Source organism: Roseibium sp. AWQ4_290 (genome assembly GCF_056160985.1).
Window position 1 is genome coordinate 120,536 of the sequence record NZ_JBSWYG010000012.1, and the last position, 19,446, is coordinate 139,981.

18 protein-coding genes are annotated in these 19,446 nt (G+C 60.8%); 10 read left to right on the forward strand and 8 right to left on the reverse strand.

Features of this window, described 5'->3' with window-relative positions:
• The first annotated feature begins 17 nt into the window (after positions 1 to 17).
• A complete protein-coding gene (locus ACXAH0_RS13835) occupies positions 18 to 1,919 on the forward strand; it encodes a beta-galactosidase (protein WP_475192159.1) in 1,902 nt (633 codons plus the stop codon).
• Between the two features lie 148 nt (positions 1,920 to 2,067).
• Here the strand turns inward: ACXAH0_RS13835 and ACXAH0_RS13840 are convergent, their stop codons facing one another.
• The 6 genes from ACXAH0_RS13840 to ACXAH0_RS13865 all read right to left on the reverse strand — a co-directional run bounded on the left by ACXAH0_RS13840 (position 2,068) and on the right by ACXAH0_RS13865 (position 6,810).
• Positions 2,068 to 2,673, reverse strand: a complete 606-nt coding sequence (locus tag ACXAH0_RS13840) for a hypothetical protein (RefSeq protein WP_475192164.1) — start codon at positions 2,671 to 2,673, stop codon at positions 2,068 to 2,070.
• 84 nt (positions 2,674 to 2,757) lie between these two features.
• Entirely contained in the window at positions 2,758 to 3,429 is a 672-nt protein-coding gene (locus tag ACXAH0_RS13845) for a DsbA family oxidoreductase (RefSeq protein ID WP_475192166.1), read from the reverse strand.
• A gap of 54 nt (positions 3,430 to 3,483) precedes the next feature.
• Entirely contained in the window at positions 3,484 to 5,376 is a 1,893-nt protein-coding gene (locus ACXAH0_RS13850) for a monovalent cation:proton antiporter-2 (CPA2) family protein (RefSeq protein ID WP_475192168.1), read from the reverse strand.
• Positions 5,376 to 5,816, reverse strand: coding sequence for an NAD(P)H-dependent oxidoreductase (locus tag ACXAH0_RS13855; RefSeq protein ID WP_475192170.1), 441 nt, complete (start codon positions 5,814 to 5,816; stop codon positions 5,376 to 5,378). Before ACXAH0_RS13855 ends, ACXAH0_RS13850 begins: the two co-directional genes overlap by 1 nt.
• Entirely contained in the window at positions 5,813 to 5,992 is a 180-nt protein-coding gene (locus ACXAH0_RS13860; protein ID WP_475192172.1) for a hypothetical protein, read from the reverse strand. Before ACXAH0_RS13860 ends, ACXAH0_RS13855 begins: the two co-directional genes overlap by 4 nt.
• 98 nt (positions 5,993 to 6,090) lie before the next feature.
• A complete protein-coding gene (locus ACXAH0_RS13865; protein ID WP_475192175.1) occupies positions 6,091 to 6,810 on the reverse strand; it encodes a glutathione S-transferase family protein in 720 nt (239 codons plus the stop codon).
• Between the two features lie 144 nt (positions 6,811 to 6,954).
• Between ACXAH0_RS13865 and ACXAH0_RS13870 the strand changes: the two genes are divergently transcribed.
• Positions 6,955 to 7,326 carry a winged helix-turn-helix transcriptional regulator gene (locus ACXAH0_RS13870; protein WP_475179719.1) on the forward strand — a complete coding sequence of 124 codons (372 nt, stop codon included), beginning with the start codon at positions 6,955 to 6,957 and terminating at the stop codon, positions 7,324 to 7,326.
• Here ACXAH0_RS13870 and ACXAH0_RS13875 read toward each other — a convergent pair.
• Together ACXAH0_RS13875 and iolG are read right to left on the reverse strand one after the other, a co-directional pair.
• On the reverse strand, positions 7,308 to 8,438 hold the full coding sequence (locus ACXAH0_RS13875) for a Gfo/Idh/MocA family protein (protein ID WP_475192177.1): 1,131 nt from the start codon (positions 8,436 to 8,438) through the stop codon (positions 7,308 to 7,310). The genes ACXAH0_RS13870 and ACXAH0_RS13875 overlap by 19 nt on opposite strands.
• A 150-nt stretch (positions 8,439 to 8,588) precedes the next feature.
• Positions 8,589 to 9,587: an inositol 2-dehydrogenase gene (gene iolG / locus ACXAH0_RS13880; protein ID WP_475192179.1), complete on the reverse strand. Its 999-nt coding sequence runs from the start codon at positions 9,585 to 9,587 to the stop codon at positions 8,589 to 8,591.
• A gap of 117 nt (positions 9,588 to 9,704) precedes the next feature.
• Between iolG and ACXAH0_RS13885 the strand changes: the two genes are divergently transcribed.
• The 8 genes from ACXAH0_RS13885 (at position 9,705) to iolB (ending at position 19,388) form a co-directional block, all read left to right on the forward strand.
• Positions 9,705 to 10,562, forward strand: a complete 858-nt coding sequence (locus ACXAH0_RS13885) for a MurR/RpiR family transcriptional regulator (protein WP_475179732.1) — start codon at positions 9,705 to 9,707, stop codon at positions 10,560 to 10,562.
• Positions 10,563 to 10,699: 137 nt separating this feature from the next.
• Positions 10,700 to 11,641: a sugar ABC transporter substrate-binding protein gene (locus tag ACXAH0_RS13890; RefSeq protein ID WP_475179735.1), complete on the forward strand. Its 942-nt coding sequence runs from the start codon at positions 10,700 to 10,702 to the stop codon at positions 11,639 to 11,641.
• Between the two features lie 143 nt (positions 11,642 to 11,784).
• Complete coding sequence (locus tag ACXAH0_RS13895; RefSeq protein ID WP_475179740.1) at positions 11,785 to 12,930, forward strand: ABC transporter permease; 1,146 nt, start codon at positions 11,785 to 11,787, stop codon at positions 12,928 to 12,930.
• A gap of 1 nt (position 12,931) precedes the next feature.
• The gene (locus tag ACXAH0_RS13900; RefSeq protein ID WP_475192182.1) at positions 12,932 to 13,723 is read left to right on the forward strand and encodes an ATP-binding cassette domain-containing protein; all 792 of its coding nucleotides are present in this window, start codon (positions 12,932 to 12,934) and stop codon (positions 13,721 to 13,723) included.
• A gap of 41 nt (positions 13,724 to 13,764) precedes the next feature.
• A complete protein-coding gene (locus tag ACXAH0_RS13905) occupies positions 13,765 to 15,711 on the forward strand; it encodes a bifunctional 5-dehydro-2-deoxygluconokinase/5-dehydro-2-deoxyphosphogluconate aldolase (RefSeq protein ID WP_475192183.1) in 1,947 nt (648 codons plus the stop codon).
• Positions 15,708 to 17,549: a 3D-(3,5/4)-trihydroxycyclohexane-1,2-dione acylhydrolase (decyclizing) gene (gene iolD / locus ACXAH0_RS13910; RefSeq protein ID WP_475192185.1), complete on the forward strand. Its 1,842-nt coding sequence runs from the start codon at positions 15,708 to 15,710 to the stop codon at positions 17,547 to 17,549. Before ACXAH0_RS13905 ends, iolD begins: the two co-directional genes overlap by 4 nt.
• A 127-nt stretch (positions 17,550 to 17,676) precedes the next feature.
• Positions 17,677 to 18,573, forward strand: coding sequence for a myo-inosose-2 dehydratase (gene iolE / locus ACXAH0_RS13915; protein WP_475192187.1), 897 nt, complete (start codon positions 17,677 to 17,679; stop codon positions 18,571 to 18,573).
• Complete coding sequence (gene iolB / locus ACXAH0_RS13920) at positions 18,570 to 19,388, forward strand: 5-deoxy-glucuronate isomerase (protein WP_475192189.1); 819 nt, start codon at positions 18,570 to 18,572, stop codon at positions 19,386 to 19,388. The genes iolE and iolB overlap by 4 nt, the downstream gene beginning before the upstream one ends.
• Positions 19,389 to 19,446 lie beyond the last annotated feature (58 nt).

Here is a 19,446-nt window from a genome sequence, read left to right on the forward strand (position 1 = left end):
GAGGCTCAAAGGACCCCATGAAGCGCACGCTTGGAACCTGTTACTATCCCGAACACTGGCCGGAAGAAATGTGGGCAGCCGATGCCCGTCGCATGAAAGAGGCTGGCCTGACCTGGGTCCGGGTCGGGGAATTCGCCTGGTCCCGGCTGGAGGCGGCACCCGGAACGCTCACCTTTGACTGGCTCGACCGGGCCATTGACGTGCTCGGTGCAGCCGGGCTGAAGGTGGTTTTGGGCACGCCGACCGCAACCCCGCCCCGCTGGATGGTGGCAAAGCACCCGGACATGGTCGCACTGGATGCGGATGGGCGCCCGCGCGGCTTCGGCTCCCGGCGGCATTACTGTTTTTCCCATGAGGGCTACAAACAGGAATCCGACCGGATCGTCCGCCTGTTTGCAGAACGCTATGGCGCCCATCCCCATGTGGCCGCCTGGCAGACCGACAATGAATATGGCTGCCACGACACTATCCTGTCCTATTCTCTGGCGGCCCTTGCCGCCTTCCGGGTCTGGCTGGAACAGCGCTATGGCACGATTGATGCTCTGAACCGGGCCTGGGGCAATGTCTTCTGGTCCATGGACTATGCGTCTTTTGACGAGATCGGCCTGCCCAACCTGACGGTGACCGAACCGAACCCCGCGCACACACTGGCCTTCCGGCGGTTTTCCTCCGATCAGGTGGCCGCCTTCAACCGGCGGCAGACGGAGATTATCCGCACCCATTCCAAAGCGCCCATCAGCCACAACTATATGGGCCGGATTACGGACTTTGACCATTTCAAGGTCGGTGATGATCTCGACATCGCCACCTGGGACAGCTACCCGCTCGGCTTTCTGGAAGACCGGGTCGGCGCGGATGCGGCCCATCAGCGCGCCTTTGCCCGCCAGGGGGACCCGGATTTTCAGGCCTTTCATCACGACCTTTACAGGGCCGTCGGCAAGGGCCGCTGGTGGGTGATGGAACAGCAGCCCGGGCCGGTGAACTGGGCCCCCTACAACCCGGCGCCCCTGCCCGGCATGATGCGCCTGTGGGCCTGGGAAGCCTATGCCCATGGGGCGGAGGCCGTGTGTTATTTCCGCTGGCGTCAGGCACCCTTTGCCCAGGAGCAGATGCATGCGGGCATGCTGCGTTCCGACAATGCCGATGCCCCGGCCCTGAAGGAAGCCCGGCAGGTAGCGGTCGACCTGGTCACGGCGCCGGATGTTGAAAGCAGGCAGGCCCCGGTCGCGCTGATCTTCGACTATGACGCGGATTTTGCCTGGACGACCCAGCCCCACGGGGCGGGCCTAAGCTATTTCCAGCTGGTGTTCGATGCATATAAGGCCTTGCGGAAACTTGGCCTGTCCATCGACATCCTGTGCGCGGACACCAGGGATTTCAGCGGATACAAGCTTGTTGCCGCCCCCGGGTTGATCCACATGCCGCAAGCTTTGAAACAGGCCCTTGCCGAAGCGGACGCCAATGTCGTGCTCGGCCCCAGAACCGCCGCCAGAACGGAGGAGATGGTGCTTCCCGTGCCCCTGCCGCCGGACATGCCCGGCCTTGATGTGACCGTGGCCCGTGTGGAGAGCCTGCGTCCCGACATGCCGATGCCGCTCAAGAATGGCGGGTGCTTCGCCGGCTATAGAGAAGAACTGGAAGGCGCCGCTGAGCCCGTTCTGGAGCTGACGGACGGCCAGCCGGCCGCCATGCGCGAGGGGAATTTGACCTATGTGGGCGGCTGGTGTGACGAGACGGCGTGGATCCGCCTGTTTGGGGATCTGTGCGAAGACGCCGGCCTGCCGCTTCTGCGCCTTGAAGGCGGCGTCCGCTGCCGGGATGCGGGACCTTTGCGGATCTGGACCAACTATGGCTCAGAGCCCGCCGACACCCCGGCTGGCCGGATTGAGGCGGCAGGGGTTCTGTTCGAAGCCCTTTAGCAGGCTGTTGAAAAAGTCAGGGCTAAACGCGTTTCGAGACAAAAGATCGGAATTTCAGCTGCTCTCATTTAGCTGAACCCCAACACACGCATTCAGCATTCGTTTGGTCGATGGAAATTCGCATTTGCAATCGTTTTTCAGCAGTTTGCTAAATATTGTCTTCAGTAAGTTCAAAATCCCGCAAGAACCTGAAGTTAGGCGTTTGATATTTTTCGAATATTTTTTTCACGTCTCCAGACACCACGACTTGGGACATAAGATTAAGATTGCGAATGATCTTGTGATCTCCAAGACAATTTGGAATGAAAACAATGCTGTCATAAAACGAAATATATTTGTTGGGAATAAGCCATTTCCGAATCTTGGATTTGGAAAAATCAACACAGGGTTTGACGAAATTTGGGTGCAGGGCCCATCTGCTTATCGTCTCGGTTTTTGAAATTTCTATTGTCGCAGGAAAGAAATTTACTTCGTCGCCCACGAAGCTAGATAGCTCCTGTCGCAATTCATCGCTCACAATTGGGACAGCTACGCTTGTCGGCAACACATGATAGTCAACAATTTTCTTTTTTTTACCTCCCTTGGCTTTATACGCTATTTCCCCTATCGGCGCTTCGATAGGTCCTGCTCTCAACAGTTTTTGAATGCTCTTGTTAGTTTTTTGGGATGTTTTTTCCAACCAAACACCCGCGCCATCAATTCCGCCCGGAGCAACGCAAAGGCACCAAGCTAAATTTCCGTTTTCAGAGGCCATTGTTCGTTCCTTTTTGCTTAGTCAAAAAGGCAAGGAGGCCCCGGCGCACGGCCGGGTCGGCGAAGGAGAGGCGGATAGAGCGCTCTAAGCTGCCGCGCCGCTGACAATCTGGCGCAGAATGGTTGCATAATTCCCGGTGCCCTGGGCCCCGGAGACAAGGTGGCGCTTTTCGAAAATGACCGCTGGCACGCCCTGAATACCGTTCTGGGCCCAGAAGGTTTCCGCCTGACGCACCTCGGCTTCAAAACGGTTCTCTTTCAGAACTGTGCGGGCTTCTGCCGGATCAAGGCCTACGCTTCCGGCAATGTCACCCAGAACAGCGTCGTTATAAAGATCCTTGTGGTCCTGAAAATAAGCTGCAAACAGCGCCATCTTGAGCGCGTGCTGCTTGCCGTCCGCCACCGCCCAATGCAACAGGCGGTGCGCCTTGAAGGTGTTGACCATACGCATATCGCCGGTGAAACGAAACTCAAAGCCCAGCCCGGCGCCCAACTCCGTCAGCCGGTCGCGAACCGACTGGGACTGCTCTGCGGTTGAGCCATATTTGCGCATGAGATGCGCGCGCAGGTTCTCCCCCTCCGCCGGCATATCCGGATTGAGCTCAAACGGATGCCACGTCACCGTCGCGGAGATGCCGGTTTCAGCAAGGGCCTGTTCCAGCTGCTTGAAGCCGACAAGGCACCAGGGGCAGACCACATCGGAGACGATGTCGATCTCCAGAACCTCCTCAAGGCCCTGGCCGGAAATGTTGCTCATGAAGTTTCCTTTCCCTGAAGCTGTAGCTCTAGCTGATGCGGCCGGCTTCGAACTCTAAAGTCTGGCATCCCCTTTGGGCGCCGGGGTCCAGCCCCGCTCCGTCCGGTCGTGCCCGTCTTGCCCCCGGTCGACCCGCATGATCTCGAACAGGGTCTTGGAATGCGCCCGCATGGCATCGATATAGGATGTGTCGACGCCGCCGTCATTATAGTTCTCCCGAAGCGCGTCGAGCATCTTGCCGTCGTGCTTGCGGAAGTCCTGTGACCGGCTCCGGGCGCGGAAGGGATGAGCGCCGAGCTCAATCAGGGCTTTCCGGCCCAGGGTGAGCGCCCCTTCAAACACCTCGCGCTCGGCGAAATGGGCCCCGGCCTTTTCCAGTTCATAGACATGGTGGCGGTCCCGCGCCCGGGCCAGGATCGTCACCTTCGGATAGGTCTTGGCCACATGTTCCACCACAAGCGTCTGCTTGTCCCGGTCGTCCAGGGCCGCGACAAACAGATCCGCCTCGCCCAGTCCCGCGCCGTGCAGCAGATCCGGGCGCGTGGCATCCCCATAGAAGGTGCGCAAGCCAATGCGCCCCAGATTGTCGACCGTCTGCGGGTCATGGTCGAGAATGACGACATCATAGCCGCTGGTCAGCAGCAGCCGCGACACGATCTGGCCAAAGCGCCCCATCCCGGCAACGACCACCCGCCCCTTGCTGTCGATCACATCCGCTTCCCGGCCGGACGGCTTCACCGCCCTCGGGGCAATGATCTTTTCATACAAAATGAACAGCGCCGGGGTCAGCAGCATGGTGATGGCCACCACCAGGGTCATGATCTGCAACAGTCCGGGTTCCAGAACCCCCGCACCGGAGGCAAAGCCGAACAGCACAAAAGCAAACTCGCCCGCTTGAGCCAGTCCCAGGGCGAACAGCCACCGGTCCGCCCCGGTCAGCTTGAACAGCGTCGCCAGCCCGAACAGCAGCGCGCATTTGACCGCCATCAGGCCAAGGGCAAGCCCCAGGATCGTGACCGGAGCCCCCAGCAGCAGGCCGAAATCAATGCCCGCCCCGACCGTCAGGAAAAAGAGGCCGAGCAGCAGCCCCTTAAATGGTTCGATATCGCTTTCCAGCTCATGGCGGTAGTCGCTGTCCGACAGAACCACCCCGGCCAGAAACGTGCCCAGCGCCGGGGACAGGCCGACAAAATCCATCAAGAGCGCAATCCCGATCACCAGCAGCAGCGCTGTTGCGGTGAAGATCTCCCGCAAATGGGCTTCTGCAATGAAACGGAACACCGGCCGCAGCAGATGCCGCCCGGCCAGAATGATCGCCGCGATCACCGCGCAGATGATCACGGCCTGCATCCAGCCGGGCAATGCGGCCAGAGCCTCCCCGCCATGGGACGCTCCGTGAGCGTCACCGCCCAGCTCTGCCCCATGCCCCTCGCCATGCTGGCCCGCCAGAAGAGGCAGCAGCGCCAGCATCGGGATCACGGCGATATCCTGGGTCAGCAGCACGGAAAAGGAGCCCTGCCCGCCTTGGGTCTTCATCCAGCCTTTTTCATTCAGCGTCTGCAGAACAATGGCCGTGGACGAAAGGGCCAGGATCATGCCAAGGGCAACCGCGCTTTGCCAGGACAGGCCCGCCGCCATGCCGATCCCGGCAAAGACCGCCGTTGTTCCAACCACCTGAAGCCCGCCAAGGCCAATGAGCTGCTGGCGCATCTTCCAGAGCATGGCCGGCCGCAGTTCCAGCCCCACCAGAAACAGCATCATCACCACGCCGAATTCGGCAAAATGCTGCACATCGACTGTTTCCGCCCCCACAATGCCGAGCACAGGCCCGATGGCCACCCCGGCAATCAGATAACCGAGTACGGAGCCAAGGCCGAGCCGGTTGGCAACCGGCACCGCGACCACCGCCGCGCACAGATAGACAAACGCATCCCCGAGCAAGCCCATCAGACCACCTCCCCTTTCAGCATGACATCCTCCAGCGCAGGTCCGAGGACCAGAGCAGCCGCGGCCTTGTCCAGATCAAGGCGCTCAGCCACAAGCGCTTTCAGGAGGTCGTCATACGCGTTGCGGTGACGGTCCAGCCGCCCCTCTTCAAGAGCCCGTCCAGCCTCGAACAGCGCAAGAGGCGCCAGAAAGCGCATGCCGCACAGATCCGCTGTTTTTTCAAAAGGCGCAAGCAGGCTGCGCAGGTCCGACCGGTTGAAACCGTCGGGAGAATAGGCCGCCGCGCTCGCCCCAGCAGAAATCACATTCAAGAACACCTTGCCGCGCAGCGCATTGCCGTGCGGCCCGTAGGCAAAGCCATATTCCAGAACCAGATCCTGCCATTCTTTCAAAAGGGCCGGCGCCGAATACCAGAACAGCGGATGCTGAAAGACGATCACGTCATTGGCCAGGAGCTTGCTTGTTCCACCTCCACATCGATGCTGAAGTCCGGATAGACCCCATATAGATCCACGGCCGTGACCCCCGCGACCGATTGTGCGGTTTCAAACAGCGGAAAATTCACCTCCGACCTGTCCGGTCTTGGATGCGCAAAAAGAACCAGTACCTTGGCCAAGAGTGCCCCCGCCCTATCCTGTTGCACCAGGCAGCACTCCTGCCCGGCCGTCCCTATCTGTCTCAAGGGTATAGAACCAGGCGCAGCCCGGCAAACCGCTACGTCGCCTTTACATCACTGGCAAAGCGCGCGGCATTTTCCTTCAGGAACTCCGCCTCGTCAGCATGCCCCCAGAAGGCTGGCTGGGCCTTGGGGATCGTCAGCGCTTTCTGCACCGCCGGTCGGGCATCCATCCGGTCGAACCAGGCCTGAAGATGGTCAAGCCCGTCAACAGAGACTTTTGCCCAGACATGGGCCCGCGCCCAGGGAAAGGTTGCCATATCAGCGATCGTGTAAGTTTCGGCGGCAAGCCAGTGACGGCCCTCAAGACGGGTGTTCAGCACCTCAAGCAGACGGCGCGTCTCGTCAACGTACCGCTTGATCGAAAACGGCTCCTCGTGGCCATTGGGCGCTGCGATCCGCTGAAAATACATTGCCTGGCCCATCATCGGGCCGATCCCGCCCATCTGGAACATCAGCCATTGGAGCGTTTCAGATCTGGCTTTCGGGCTCTCCGGCAAAAACCGGCCGTATTTTTCAGCCAGATACCAGAGAATGGCACCGCTTTCGAACACAGGAAAATCCTCATTGCCCCGGTCCACAATGGTCGGAATGCGGCCATTGGGATTGAGCTTCACATAATCCGGAGCCTTTTGATCTCTTTTGGCGAAATCAATGAATGTGAGCTCATAGGGAATACCAGCTTCTTCCAGAAAGATCACCGGCTTGTAGCCGTTCATCGTTGCCGCGGTATAAAGGTGGATATCAGGCTTTGGCATGTCAGGTTCCCTGGTCCAAATGTCATCGCAATGCTGCGCAGAAAGCGCTTCTTGAACTGGGGCAAGAGATGAGGAATAAGGTAACGAAAATCAACCAGTATACTTTTTGTAACCTGATTTGAGTGACCTGACAGGAGACGCATCATGGCTGGCCGGCTTAAAACCGAAGGCAGACGCCGGGTTGTTCTGGACGCCTGCACAGGCCCATGCCCGATTGAACAGGGCATGCGCATTCTGGGTGGCAAATGGACCGGCTCGATCCTCTGGCACCTGAAAGACGGCCCCGTCCGCTTCAACGACCTGTCCCGCATGCTTGGGCGCGCGAGCAAGAAAATGATCGCAGAACGTCTGAAGCAGCTTGAAGAGCGGCGCCTTGTGTCCAGAACAGTTCTGCGCACCGCACCCGTCTCGGTGGAATATGAAATCACAGAGTTCGGCAGAACCGCGCTCAAGGTCCTGGATGAACTCAGGATCTGGAGCGAAACCCTGCCAAAGGATCAGCTGGAGCCGACCTGAACCCGCTGGCCGCTGTCTGCGGAGGCCGCAATGGCGTGGATGACCTCTTCGAAATGCAGGGCCTCCCGGAAAGAGGGAACGGCGGGGCGGTCTTCGATGATGGCCCGCAGGAATTCATGCGCCTCGATCACCTTCAGATCATTGAAGCCGAGCTGGTGTCCGGCGGCCGGGACGAAAACCCCATAGGGCGGATGGGCCGGGCCGGTAAGCAGCGTCTTGAAGCCCTGTTCGGCGGCCGGTCCCCGGTTCTGGTAGAGCCGCAATTCGTTCATGCGTTCCTGATCGAAGGTGATCATGCCCTCCGTGCCGTGAATCTCAAAGGCAATGTAGCTCTTACGCCCCCAGGCGCTGCGGGAGGTAGACACCACGCCGTGCACACCGCTTTCAAAGGTCAGCAGCGCGGAGGCAATGTCTTCATTTTCCACCGCCTTGCGTGCGCCGGAGCCATCGTCCACAGGCCGGGTGGAATGTACGGTCTTTGTCTCTGCAATCAGGCTCTTGACCGGCCCGGCCAGCGCCGTTGCCAGGGAGATCAGATGGCAGCCCAAATCCCCCAGCGTGCCGAGCCCGGCAGCATCTTTGGTGGCGCGCCAGGTCCAGGCCAGCTCCGGGTCCGCCTGATAATCCTCATCCACCACCCCGCGAAACTGCACGATCCGGCCGATGGCCCCCTCTGCAATCAGCTTGCGCGCATGGGTGATCGCCGGATTGTGCAGGTAATTGTAGCCGACAATGGTTTTCACATCCCGCGCCTCAGCCAGCGCCACCATTTCCCTTGCCTCGTCCAGGGTAAGCGCCATCGGCTTTTCCAGATGCACATGCTTGCCCGCTGCAAGCGCGGCCATCGCCATCTCCTTGTGCACCTTGTTGGGCGTTGTGATACAGACACTATCAACCGCCGGATCGTTGATCAGATCCCGCCAGTCAGCAGTGGCCCGCTTGAAGCCAAATTGCGCGGCAAAGCCGTCCGCCTTGTCCGCCGGCACATCGCACAGCACCTCAAGGCGGATCTCCGGCACATCGCCGAACACAGCCTTTACCGCCCCATAGGCCAGCGCGTGGCACTTGCCCATGAACCCGGTGCCGATCAGGCCAATGCCAAGGCTCTCCATAACCGTTCCTCCCGGTCAAAAAGTATCAAAGCAGGGCGCCGCGCTCCTCCAGGCGGCACTCCAGGGTTCGGACCCGAACTCTTTGTGGAAGCCGGGACGGCACACCCCCGTGCCGCCTTGCCTCCCCATGTCATACGAGGCGGAACCGGGTCAGATCTCGTCCACGCTGACCGAGCGCCGCTCGGCGACAGATTTCAGTGCCGCTTCGGCCAGCAAAAGCGCCTTGAGACCGTCCTCACCGCTCGGACGGGGCGCGCTTCCCGTCTCGATTGCTGCCACGAAGGCCGTGATTTCGGCCGCATAGGCGTCTGTATAGCGGGTCATGAAAAAGTCATGCAACGGCGGGCGCTGATAGCCCTCCGCCGTGGCCAGCTCAATGGAAACAGGCCGCTGGTTTTCTGCAGACACCGCCCCTTTAGACCCATGCACCTCGATCCGCTGGTCATAGCCATAGGTGGCCCGGCGGGAATTGGAGATCGAACACTGTTTGCCGGACGCCGTGGTCAGAACAACGCTGGCGCTGTCATAGTCGCCCAGCTTGCCGATTTCCGGATCCACCAGAACGGAGGCCGCCGCATAGACGCTCACCACATCTTCGCCCAGAAGAAAACGCGCCATGTCGAAGTCATGGATCGTCATGTCCCGGAAGATCCCACCTGATGAGCGGATATAATCGGGCGGCGGTGCCCCCGGATCCCGGGAGGTGATTTGAACCATTTCCACATCCCCGATCCTGCCCGCATCAATGGCGTCCCGCACTGCCTGGAAATGGGGATCGAACCGGCGGTTGAAGCCAAGCATCAGGACCGCACCGCACTCTGCAACCGTTTGCAGGCACGCCTTTGTGCGCTCCAGGGACAGATCAATGGGCTTCTCGCAGAAGACTGCTTTGCCCGCCCGCGCGAAGCGTTCGATCAGGTCCGCATGCATGTCGGTTGGGGTGCTGATAATGACCGCATCCACATCTGTGGCCGTTTCAATGGCCTCGATTGACCGCACTTCGGCGCCATAGGCCTCAGCAAGCGCGGCCGCTGCTGCGTCCACCGCATCTGCAACCGCCACAAGACGCGCGCCTGACGCGGCGCCAACGGCCTTCGCATGGACCTTCCCGATCCGTCCCGCCCCAAGCAGGGCGACCTGAACAGCCATGGTATTTCCTCCCGGATGACTGGCGAGTGGAGCTGATACTCGAAGACTTGCCAATTTAGAATAAAAATTCCAAAATCATTTTCCACGGAATGTGTCAAGCGGGAAAAGATAACGACAATGACAGATGCCAAGCACACGCCCCTCGAACCGCCCCGAAAAGAGGCGCCTGCACCAGAGACCATCGACGCATTTTTCAACCGGCTTGGCAGCAGCGCCGACGAGCTGCCCAAGCGCCTCAAGCAATTTGCCGATTTCATTGCCGCCAATCCGGACCGGGTCGCAGTCTCCACCGTGGCAGAGCTGGCCCAGGGTGCGGATGTGCAGCCTTCTGCGGTCATGCGGTTTTGCCAGGAAATGGGCTTCAGCGGCTTTTCCCAGATGCAGAAGCTGTTCCGCTCCAACTATTCCCAGAAATGGCCTGATTATGCCACCAGGCTGGAAAAACTGCGCGAACAGGGCAACGGGTCCCCGTCTGCGCTTCTGGCCGAGTTTGTCGAGGTCGGCCGGGCGTCACTGGAAAACCTGATGGCAACCGTTGACCCGAGCGCCCTGCAACAGGCGGTCGATGTCCTGGCCCGGGCGGATACCATTCATATGATCGGCTTCCGCAGGGCCTTCCCGGTCACGTCCTACCTTGCCTATGCCTTTGAGAAAATGGACGTTCCCGCCGTCCTTCATTCCGGCATCGCCAATATCAACATGGAGCATCTGATCCGGCCCAATGATGCGGTCATTGCCGTGACATTCGCCCCCTACACCGAACTGACGCTCGATATGGTGGCCAGAGCCCGGACAACGGGTGCGGACATTGTTGCCATCACCGATGTGGTCACCAGCCCGCTGGCCCGGTTCAAAGCCATTCAGCTGCTGGTCTCAGAACTTGATGTCGGAGCCTTTCGGGCCCTGTCCGCCAGCCTGTCGCTGGCCATCGCCCTGGCCGTCTCCGTCGGCGCCCAGAGGAACAGATCTGCATAATTTTGGAAAAAATCTGTTGCATAAAAACAAAATTGGAATTTAAATTCCAAAAGTGGCCAGCACATCTGCAGCCACCTTCGACTTCTGAAACTGCGGGCGGGAGTAGTGGCCTGCAGTACCTGTTCTGGGAGGAACGTATGAAGAAGACACTCGTTGCAATGGCTGCCGCGGCCATTGCCTTTACCGGCATGAGCGCACCGGCGTCGGCAGATGGCGAGCGCTATGTGCTTGTCAGCCACGCACCGGACAGCGACAGCTGGTGGAATACGATCAAGAACGCCATTGCCGTTGCCGGCGACCAGATGGGCGTTGAAGTGGAATACCGCAATCCGCCGACCGGCGATCTGGCCGACATGGCCCGGATCATCGAGCAGGCCTCCGCCTCCAATCCCGATGGCATCATCGCGACCATCGCCGATTATGACGTTCTGTCCGGCCCGCTGTCCAACGCGGTTGCCAAGGGCATTCCGGTCATTACGATCAATTCGGGCACCGAAGAGCAGTCCAAGAAAATTGGCGCGCTGATGCATGTCGGCCAGCCGGAATATGCCGCCGGCAAAGGCGCCGGTGAAAAGGCCAAGGCCGCAGGCGTTACCAATTTCCTTTGCGTGAACCACTACATCACCAACCCGGCCTCCGTTGAGCGCTGCCAAGGCTATGCCGATGCGCTTGGCGTGGAACTGGGCGGTCAGATGATCGACAGCGGCCAGGACCCGGCGGAAATCAAGTCCAAGGTCATGGCCTATCTGCAGGGCCACCCGGAAACCAATGGCATCTTGACCCTCGGCCCGACCTCCGCGCACCCGACCCTGGCGGCACTGGAAGATCTCGGCAAGTCCGGCACCATTCATTTCGGCACCTTTGACCTGTCCGGTGAAATTGCCGAAGCCATCAAGGCCGGTGTGATTTCCTTTGCCATCGACCAGCAGCCCTATCTGCAGGGCTACCTGCCGGTGGTGATCCTCACCAACCTGACCCGTTATGGCGTGGTTCCGGGCAATTCCATCAACTCCGGCCCGGGCTTCGTCACCAAGTCCAATATTGCGCTGGTGGAGAAATTCGCAGGCGAATACCGCTGATCTGCGGCCGGAGAGGCGGCTTCGCCTCTCCGCTTTTTCAGACCCGGACCGGTGATCGGCGTCCGGACAAACCCAAGACAACATGTTCTTGCGGCCGGGCCGCAAACAAGCGGCCGGCCTGAACGGCACGCAGGAGGAATCTTATGGCTGAGTCTCTACAGACAGCCGCGCCCGACACGGCACAAGCGCCTCAAAAAGATGAACGCATTCGCGAGATGTCGTCCCTGCGCAAGGCGCTTATCCGCCCGGAACTGGGTGCGATCTGCGGCACCTTTCTCGTTTTCCTGTTCTTTGTCGCCATTGCCAGCGACAGCGGCATGTTCGCCCCCGAAGGCGTCATCAACTGGGGCACGGTGTCCGCCCAGTTCGCCATTATCGCCGTCGGAGCGTGCCTCTTGATGATTGCAGGCGAATTCGATCTCTCCGTCGGCTCTATGATCGGCTTTTCCGGCATCATCATTGCGCTGATGAGCGTGCAATGGGGCTTCCCGATCTGGTTCGCGATTCTGGTGGCCTTTGCCCTTGCCCTCGCCATCGGCGCCTTGAACGGCTATCTGGTGGTCAAGACCGGCCTGCCGTCTTTCATCGTCACCCTCGCCTTTCTTTATATCCTGCGCGGGCTGACCATCTTCATTTCCATTGCCACCACCCGCAAGACCATCATTGGCGGCGTGAAGGAAGCTGCCGAAGGCGATCCGATTGCCTGGCTGTTCGGCGGCAAGGTGTTTCACGGGCTCTTTGTCTGGCTTGCGGATCTGGGAATTGTCGGCACGTTCGTGGCCGGTCCCAAGGCGGGCCAACCGGTTGTGGAAGGCATACCCATGCTGATGATCTGGGCGCTTGCCCTGATTCTGTTTGGCCATTTTCTGCTGACCCGCACGAAATTCGGCAACTGGATCTTCGCAGCCGGAGGCGATGCCCAGGCAGCCCGCTATGTGGGTGTGCCGGTCAACCGGGTGAAGATCATGATGTTCATGTTCACCGCTTTCTGCGCCACGATTTTCGCCACCTGCCAGGTGATGGAATTCGGCTCAGCGGCGGCCGATCGGGGTCTTTTGAAGGAATTCGAGGCGATCATCTCCGTGGTGATTGGCGGCGCCCTGCTCACTGGCGGTTACGGCTCGGTGATCGGCGCTGCGCTCGGCGCCCTGATCTTCGGCGTCGTCCAGCAAGGGCTGTTCTTTGCCGGCGTTGAAAGCTCTCTGTTCAGGGTCTTCCTCGGAGTGATCCTGCTGCTGGCCGTGATCCTCAACACCTATATCCGCCGCATGATCACGGGAGAACGCTGACATGACTGCCGCTTCAACCGCTCCGCTGATCGAGCTTGCCGGAATCGAGAAACATTTTGGTCCGGTGATCGCCCTCAACGGCGTCTCCGTCTCCGTGCAGGCCGGGGAATGCCACTGTCTTCTGGGAGACAATGGCGCAGGCAAATCCACCTTCATCAAGACCATGTCCGGTGTCCACAAGCCGACCAGGGGCAAGATCCTGATTGACGGCAAGGAGGTCTCCTTCAACAGCCCGCGCGATGCCATGGCCGCCGGAATTGCCACCGTTTATCAGGATCTGGCGATGATCCCGCTCATGTCGGTCACCCGGAATTTCTGGATGGGCCGGGAGCCGGAAAAACGCTTCGGCCCGTTCAAGTATTTCGATTTTGCCACCGCAAACGAAGTCACCATGACGGAAATGGCCAAGATGGGCATTCACCTTCGCTCGCCCGACCAGGCGGTCGGGACCCTGTCCGGCGGCGAACGCCAGACCGTTGCCATCTCGCGGGCCGTCTATTTCGGGGCCAAGGTTCTGATCCTGGACGAACCAACCTCCGCGCTCGGGGTGCGCCAGACTTCCAACGTGCTTGCCACCATCGACAAGGTCCGCAAGAAGGGCATTGGCGTCGTCTTCATCACCCATAATGTGCGCCATGCCATGGCCGTGGGCGACCGCTTTACTGTGCTCAACCGTGGCAAGACGCTCGGCACAGCCGCGCGCGGGGAGATTGAGGCCGAAGAGTTGCAGGATCTGATGGCAGGCGGCCAGGAACTGGCGGAGCTTGAAGGGTCCCTGGGCGGCACGATCTGATCTGCCGGACGACAGCAACAAGAGACGAGCAGGATAAAGCTGTGACAAAACTCGATGTCATCACCATCGGCCGGTCTTCGGTCGATCTGTACGGGGCCCAGGTGGGCGGCCGTCTGGAGGATATGGCGTCCTTCAACAAATATATCGGCGGCTCCCCCACCAACATGGCAACCGGCACCGCCCGGCTCGGGCTGAAATCCGGGCTGATCACCCGCGTCGGTGATGAACATATGGGACGGTTTATCCGCGAGGAGCTGGAACGGCACGGCGTCGACACGCAAGGCGTCGTGACCGACAAGGATCGGCTGACCGCGCTTGTCCTGCTCGGCATCCGGGACCAGGAACAGTTTCCCCTGATCTTCTACCGGGAAAACTGCGCTGACATGGCCCTGTGCGAGGACGATATCGACCCGGCCTTTATCGCCTCGTCCAAGGCGGTGGTGGTGACCGGCACCCATCTGAGCCACCCGCAAACGGAAGCCGCTGTCCTCAAGGCATTGACGCTTGCCCGGGAGAACGGCGGCCGCACCGCCCTGGACATCGACTTCCGGCCCAACTTATGGGGGCTGTCCGGCCATGGCGACGGCGAGAACCGGTTCATCGCCTCTGACAAGGTCACGGCCAAACTGCAATCCACCTTGCATCTGTTCGACCTGATCGTCGGAACGGAAGAAGAGTTTCACATTGCCGGCGGCACCACCGATACGGTTGAAGCGCTGAGGAATGTGCGCGCCGTGTCCGGGGCCACGCTGGTGTGCAAGCGCGGCCCCATGGGCGCAGCCGCCTTTGAAGGCGCGATCCCGGACAGTCTGGATGACGGCATTTCCGGACCGGGCTTTCCGATCGAGGTGTTCAACGTTCTGGGCGCCGGGGACGGGTTCATGTCCGGTCTCTTGAAAGGCTGGATCACCGGGCAAGACTGGGTCACCAGCCTCACCTATGCCAATGCCTGCGGCGCCTTTGCCGTCTCCCGCCACGGCTGCACCCCGGCCTATCCAAGCTGGGAGGAACTGCAATTCTTCCTCAAGCGCGGTGTGACCACCAAGGCCCTGCGCAAGGACCCGGAGCTGGAACAGATCCACTGGTCCACCAACCGGCGCTTCACCCATGGCGGCGACTGGTCCACCATGCGGGTCTTTGCCTTTGACCATCGCATTCAGATCGAACAGATGGCCGATGACGCCGGGGTTTCCCACGCCCATATCGGCCCCTTCAAGAACCTGTGCCTCGATGCCGCCCTTCAGGTGGCAGGCGATCAGCCCGGCTACGGCATCCTGTGCGACAGCCGGCTCGGCCGCGAGGCCTTGTATCGGGCCGCCGGAACCGGACTGTGGATCGGTCATCCGGTGGAGTGGCCAGCCTCCCGGCCACTGACCCTGGAACCGGAAATCGGTCCGGATTTCGGCGGCCTGGCCGAATGGCCCACCGAACATGTGGTCAAGGTGCTGTGTTTCTATCACCCGGACGATCCGGCGGAGATGAAAGCCGAACAGGAAGACACGCTGCAGCGCCTGTTTGCCGCCTGCCGCAGGAACCGGCTGGAAATGCTGCTGGAAGTGATCCCCTCCAAGGTGAGGCCGGTGCATGATGACACCACGGCCAGGATCATCCGGCGGATCTACGAGATCGGCATCTATCCGGACTGGTGGAAGCTGGAGCCCATGACCTCCAGAGACGCCTGGCAGCAGGCCTGTTCCGTGATTGTCGAGCATGATCCCTATACACGCGGCATTGTGGTGCTGGGCCTGGATGCGCCGGAGGAACAGCTTGCGGCCAGCTTCGCGCAAGCTGCGCAATTCTCCCTCGTGAAGGGCTTTGCGGTCGGGCGCACGATTTTTGCCGATGCGGCGCGCAATTGGCTTGCAGGCCGGATGACAAACGAAGAAGCTGCTGCGGACATGGCCGCTCGCTTCGAGCGCCTCTGCCGCATCTGGGACACGGCCCGCGCCGACGCCCGCATCAACGAACCCCGGGAACTTTCCGCATGAGCACGATCCGCCTCACCGCCGCCCAGGCGATGGTCCGCTATCTTGCCGGCCAGATGACCGAAGACGGCGAGCGTTTCATTGACGGTGTCTGGGCCATTTTCGGCCACGGCAATGTCGCCGGGCTCGGCGAAGCCCTGCAACAGGCCGGCAACGCCCTGCCGACCTGGCGCGGCCAGAACGAGCAGACCATGGCCCACACAGCCATTGCCTATGCCAAGGCCAGCAAGCGCCAGCGCGCCATGGCCGTCACCTCCTCCATCGGCCCCGGCGCAACCAATCTGGTGACTGCGGCGGCTCTTGCCCATGTCAACCGCCTGCCGGTCCTGTTGATCCCCGGGGATGTTTTTGCCAGCCGCGCGCCCGATCCGGTGCTGCAGCAGGTGGAGGATTTCGACGACGGCACGGTTTCGGCCAATGACTGTTTCCGCCCGGTCTCGCGCTATTTCGACCGGATCAGCCGGCCCGAACATCTGCTCACAGCTCTCCCCCGCGCCTTCCGGGTCATGACCGACCCGGCCAATTGCGGCCCGGTGACCCTGTCTTTCTGCCAGGACACCCAGGCAGAAGCCTATGACTATCCGGAAAGCTTCTTTGAGCCGAAGGTCTGGCGCATCCGCCGCCCGGAACCGGACAGCCGGGATCTGGAAGATGTGGCCCGCCTGATCCGTTCTGCCCGGCGCCCGGTGCTGGTCTGCGGCGGCGGGGTGATCTATTCGCAAGCCGAAGAGACCTTGAGCGATTTCTGCACCCGACACCACCTGCCGGTGATCGAGACCCAGGCAGGCAAGTCAGCCCTTGCCCAGTCCCACCCGATGAATTTCGGTGCGGCCGGGGTGGACGGCGCCGAATGCGCCAACAAGCTGGCCGAAAGCGCGGATCTGATTGTCGGGATCGGCACCCGGTTTCAGGATTTCACCACCGGATCCTGGGCCCTGTTCAAGGAAGCGGACCGCAAACTGGTCTCCATCAATGCACAGGCCTATGACGCGGCCAAACACGGCGCCATCAGCCTGGTCAGCGACGCCCGGATCGCGCTGGAGAAGTTGACGGTCCTGCTGGACGGCTACGACAACGCCGCCTACCGGCCGCAGCCGCGTGTGGACTGGCTGGCCCGGGTCACCGCCCATTGCAGCGCCAGGACCGGTGTGCCCGAAGACTACCGCCCTCTGGATGCGGAAGTGATCGGTGCCGTGCAGCGTACCTCCACCGCCAGGACTGTAGCCATGTGCGCCGCAGGCACCATGCCCGGCGCCTTGAAACTGCTGTGGCAGGCGTCCCAGGGCGGGTATCACATGGAATATGGTTATTCCTGCATGGGCTATGAGATTGCCGGAGCCATGGGGGTCAAACTGGCCCAGCCGGAGCGCGATGTGGTCTGCTTTGTCGGCGATGGCTCCTACATGATGGCCAATTCCGAACTGGCTACGGCCGTCATGCGCCGGGTGCCGTTCACGGTGGTCCTGACCGACAACCGGGGCTATGGCTGCATCAACCGGTTGCAGATGGGCACCGGCGGGGCCCAGTTCAACAATCTCTACAAGGATTGCAACATTGAGGACCAGCCGGAGCTGGATTTTGTTGCCCATGCAGCTTCCATGGGCGCTCATGCGCTGAAGGCAGGCACAATCGCGGAGCTGGAGGCAGAGCTCCTGAACGCGCGCGAACGCTCGATCCCGACCGTCATCGTAATCGAGACCGACCCGATGCACGGGCCGGGCGAAAATGGCGGCGGCCACTGGTGGGACGTCGCCGTACCGGAAGTCTCAGAGCGCGAAGACGTGCGCGCCGCCCGCGCCAACTATGTCGCAGCTCAAAAACATCAGAACCTGGTGGACTGAGACCGCAGCAGCGCAGTGACCAGAAAAGTGCCCTCCTTCGGGATTGCGCCCAGGCGTATTTCCCGAAAGAGGGCGGCATGATCAACCCGCAACCCCCGCTGTTTCAACACGCGGCAGGACACACACCATGATCCTTTACGGCACCAATCCGATTGCCTGGGCCAATGACGATGATCAGAGCCTTGGCGCCCATATCCCGACGGAGCAGATCCTCAAGGAGGCCTCTGAAATCGGCTTTGACGGCATCGAGAACGGGCATCGCTGGCCCGATGATCCGGAAGCGCTGAAACAGCTGCTCGGCAGCTATGGCCTTGCTTTCATATCCGGCTGGTATTCCCTCAATCTTCTGACCCGATCGGTCGAGGAGGAGAAAGAGGCTATCCAACCCCATCTGAACAAGCTGAAACACAATGGCTGCAAGGTCTGCATTGCCTGCGAGACCTCCAACACCATTCAGGGCTCTGATGCGGATCTATCCAACAGCCCGGTTTTGACCGCCCCTGAGATGGTTGCCTTTGGCGCCAAAGTGGAGGAGCTGGCCAGGTTCTGCGCAGATCAGGGCATTGATCTGGTCTATCACCACCACATGGGCACGGTGGTGGAAACGCCGGAAGAAATCGACGCCTTCATGGCGGCAACCGGCCCGGCCACGAAACTGCTCTTCGATGCCGGTCATTGCTATTTCGGCAGCAAGGGTCAGGACCCGGCCCCGGTCCTTCAAAAACACATCGGCCGGGTGCGTCACTTCCATGCCAAGAATGTGCGCCCAGCCGTGATGGAGACGATCCGCGCGGACGGGCGCTCCTTCATGGATGGGGTGCGCGCCGGGGTGTTCACCGTGCCGGGAGATGAGGAAGGCGGCGTCGGCTTTGTGCCGCTGCTCAAAATCCTGAAAGAGGCCGGGTATGACGGCTGGATCGTGATCGAGGCCGAGCAGGACCCTGACATCCGCAATCCCAAACACTATCAGAGCCTCGGCCTGACAAGCCTGAAGGCCGCAGCACAGGAGGTAGACCTGACATGAGTGAGCTTCTGCGCAAGCCCGCCGCCACAAATGGCAAGGTGCATGACATCACCATCGACAACGCCAAAAGCGCCAAATCCCCGGACTGGGCCTATGTGGGCTTTGGCCTCTACCGGCTGAAGGCCGGAGAGACCGTATCGGAAGCCACCGGGGATCTGGAGGTCATTCTGGTGATGGTGGAAGGCAAGGCAGCCATTTCCGCAGGCGGTCAGGATTTTGGCGAACAGGGCGAGCGCATGAATGTGTTTCAGCAAATGCCGCCCCACAGCGTTTATGTGCCCAACGGGACGGACTGGTCGGCCACTGCCACGACAGACTGCACCATCGGTGTGTGCACGGCTCCCGGCAAAGGCGGCCATGCAGCACGGGTCCTGCCGCGTCCGGAAAAGGTCACACGAGGCAAGGGCGCCAACACCCGCTACATCTTCCCCATTGCCATGGAAGAGGCCGATGTGGCCGACAGTCTTCTGGTTACGGAAGTCTTCACACCGGCCGGAAACTGGTCGTCCTATCCGCCCCACCGGCATGACGAAGACAACTTCCCCGACATGACCTATCTGGAAGAGACCTATTATCACAGGCTCAATCCGGATCAGGGCTATGGCCATCAGCGTGTTTTCACCGATGACGGCTCCCTGGATGAAACCGTGTCGGTCAGCAGCCATGATGTGGTGCTGGTGCCCAAGGGCCATCACCCCTGCGGCGCCCCCTATGGCTATGAGATGTATTATCTCAACGTCATGGCAGGCCCGATCCGCAAATGGCGCTTCCAGAACCACCCGGATCATGACTGGATCGCCCAGCGCGACGCCTGACAACTTCACAAACATGAAAACAGCCGGCCGCTCCCAACGCAGAACCGGGCGGGCGGAC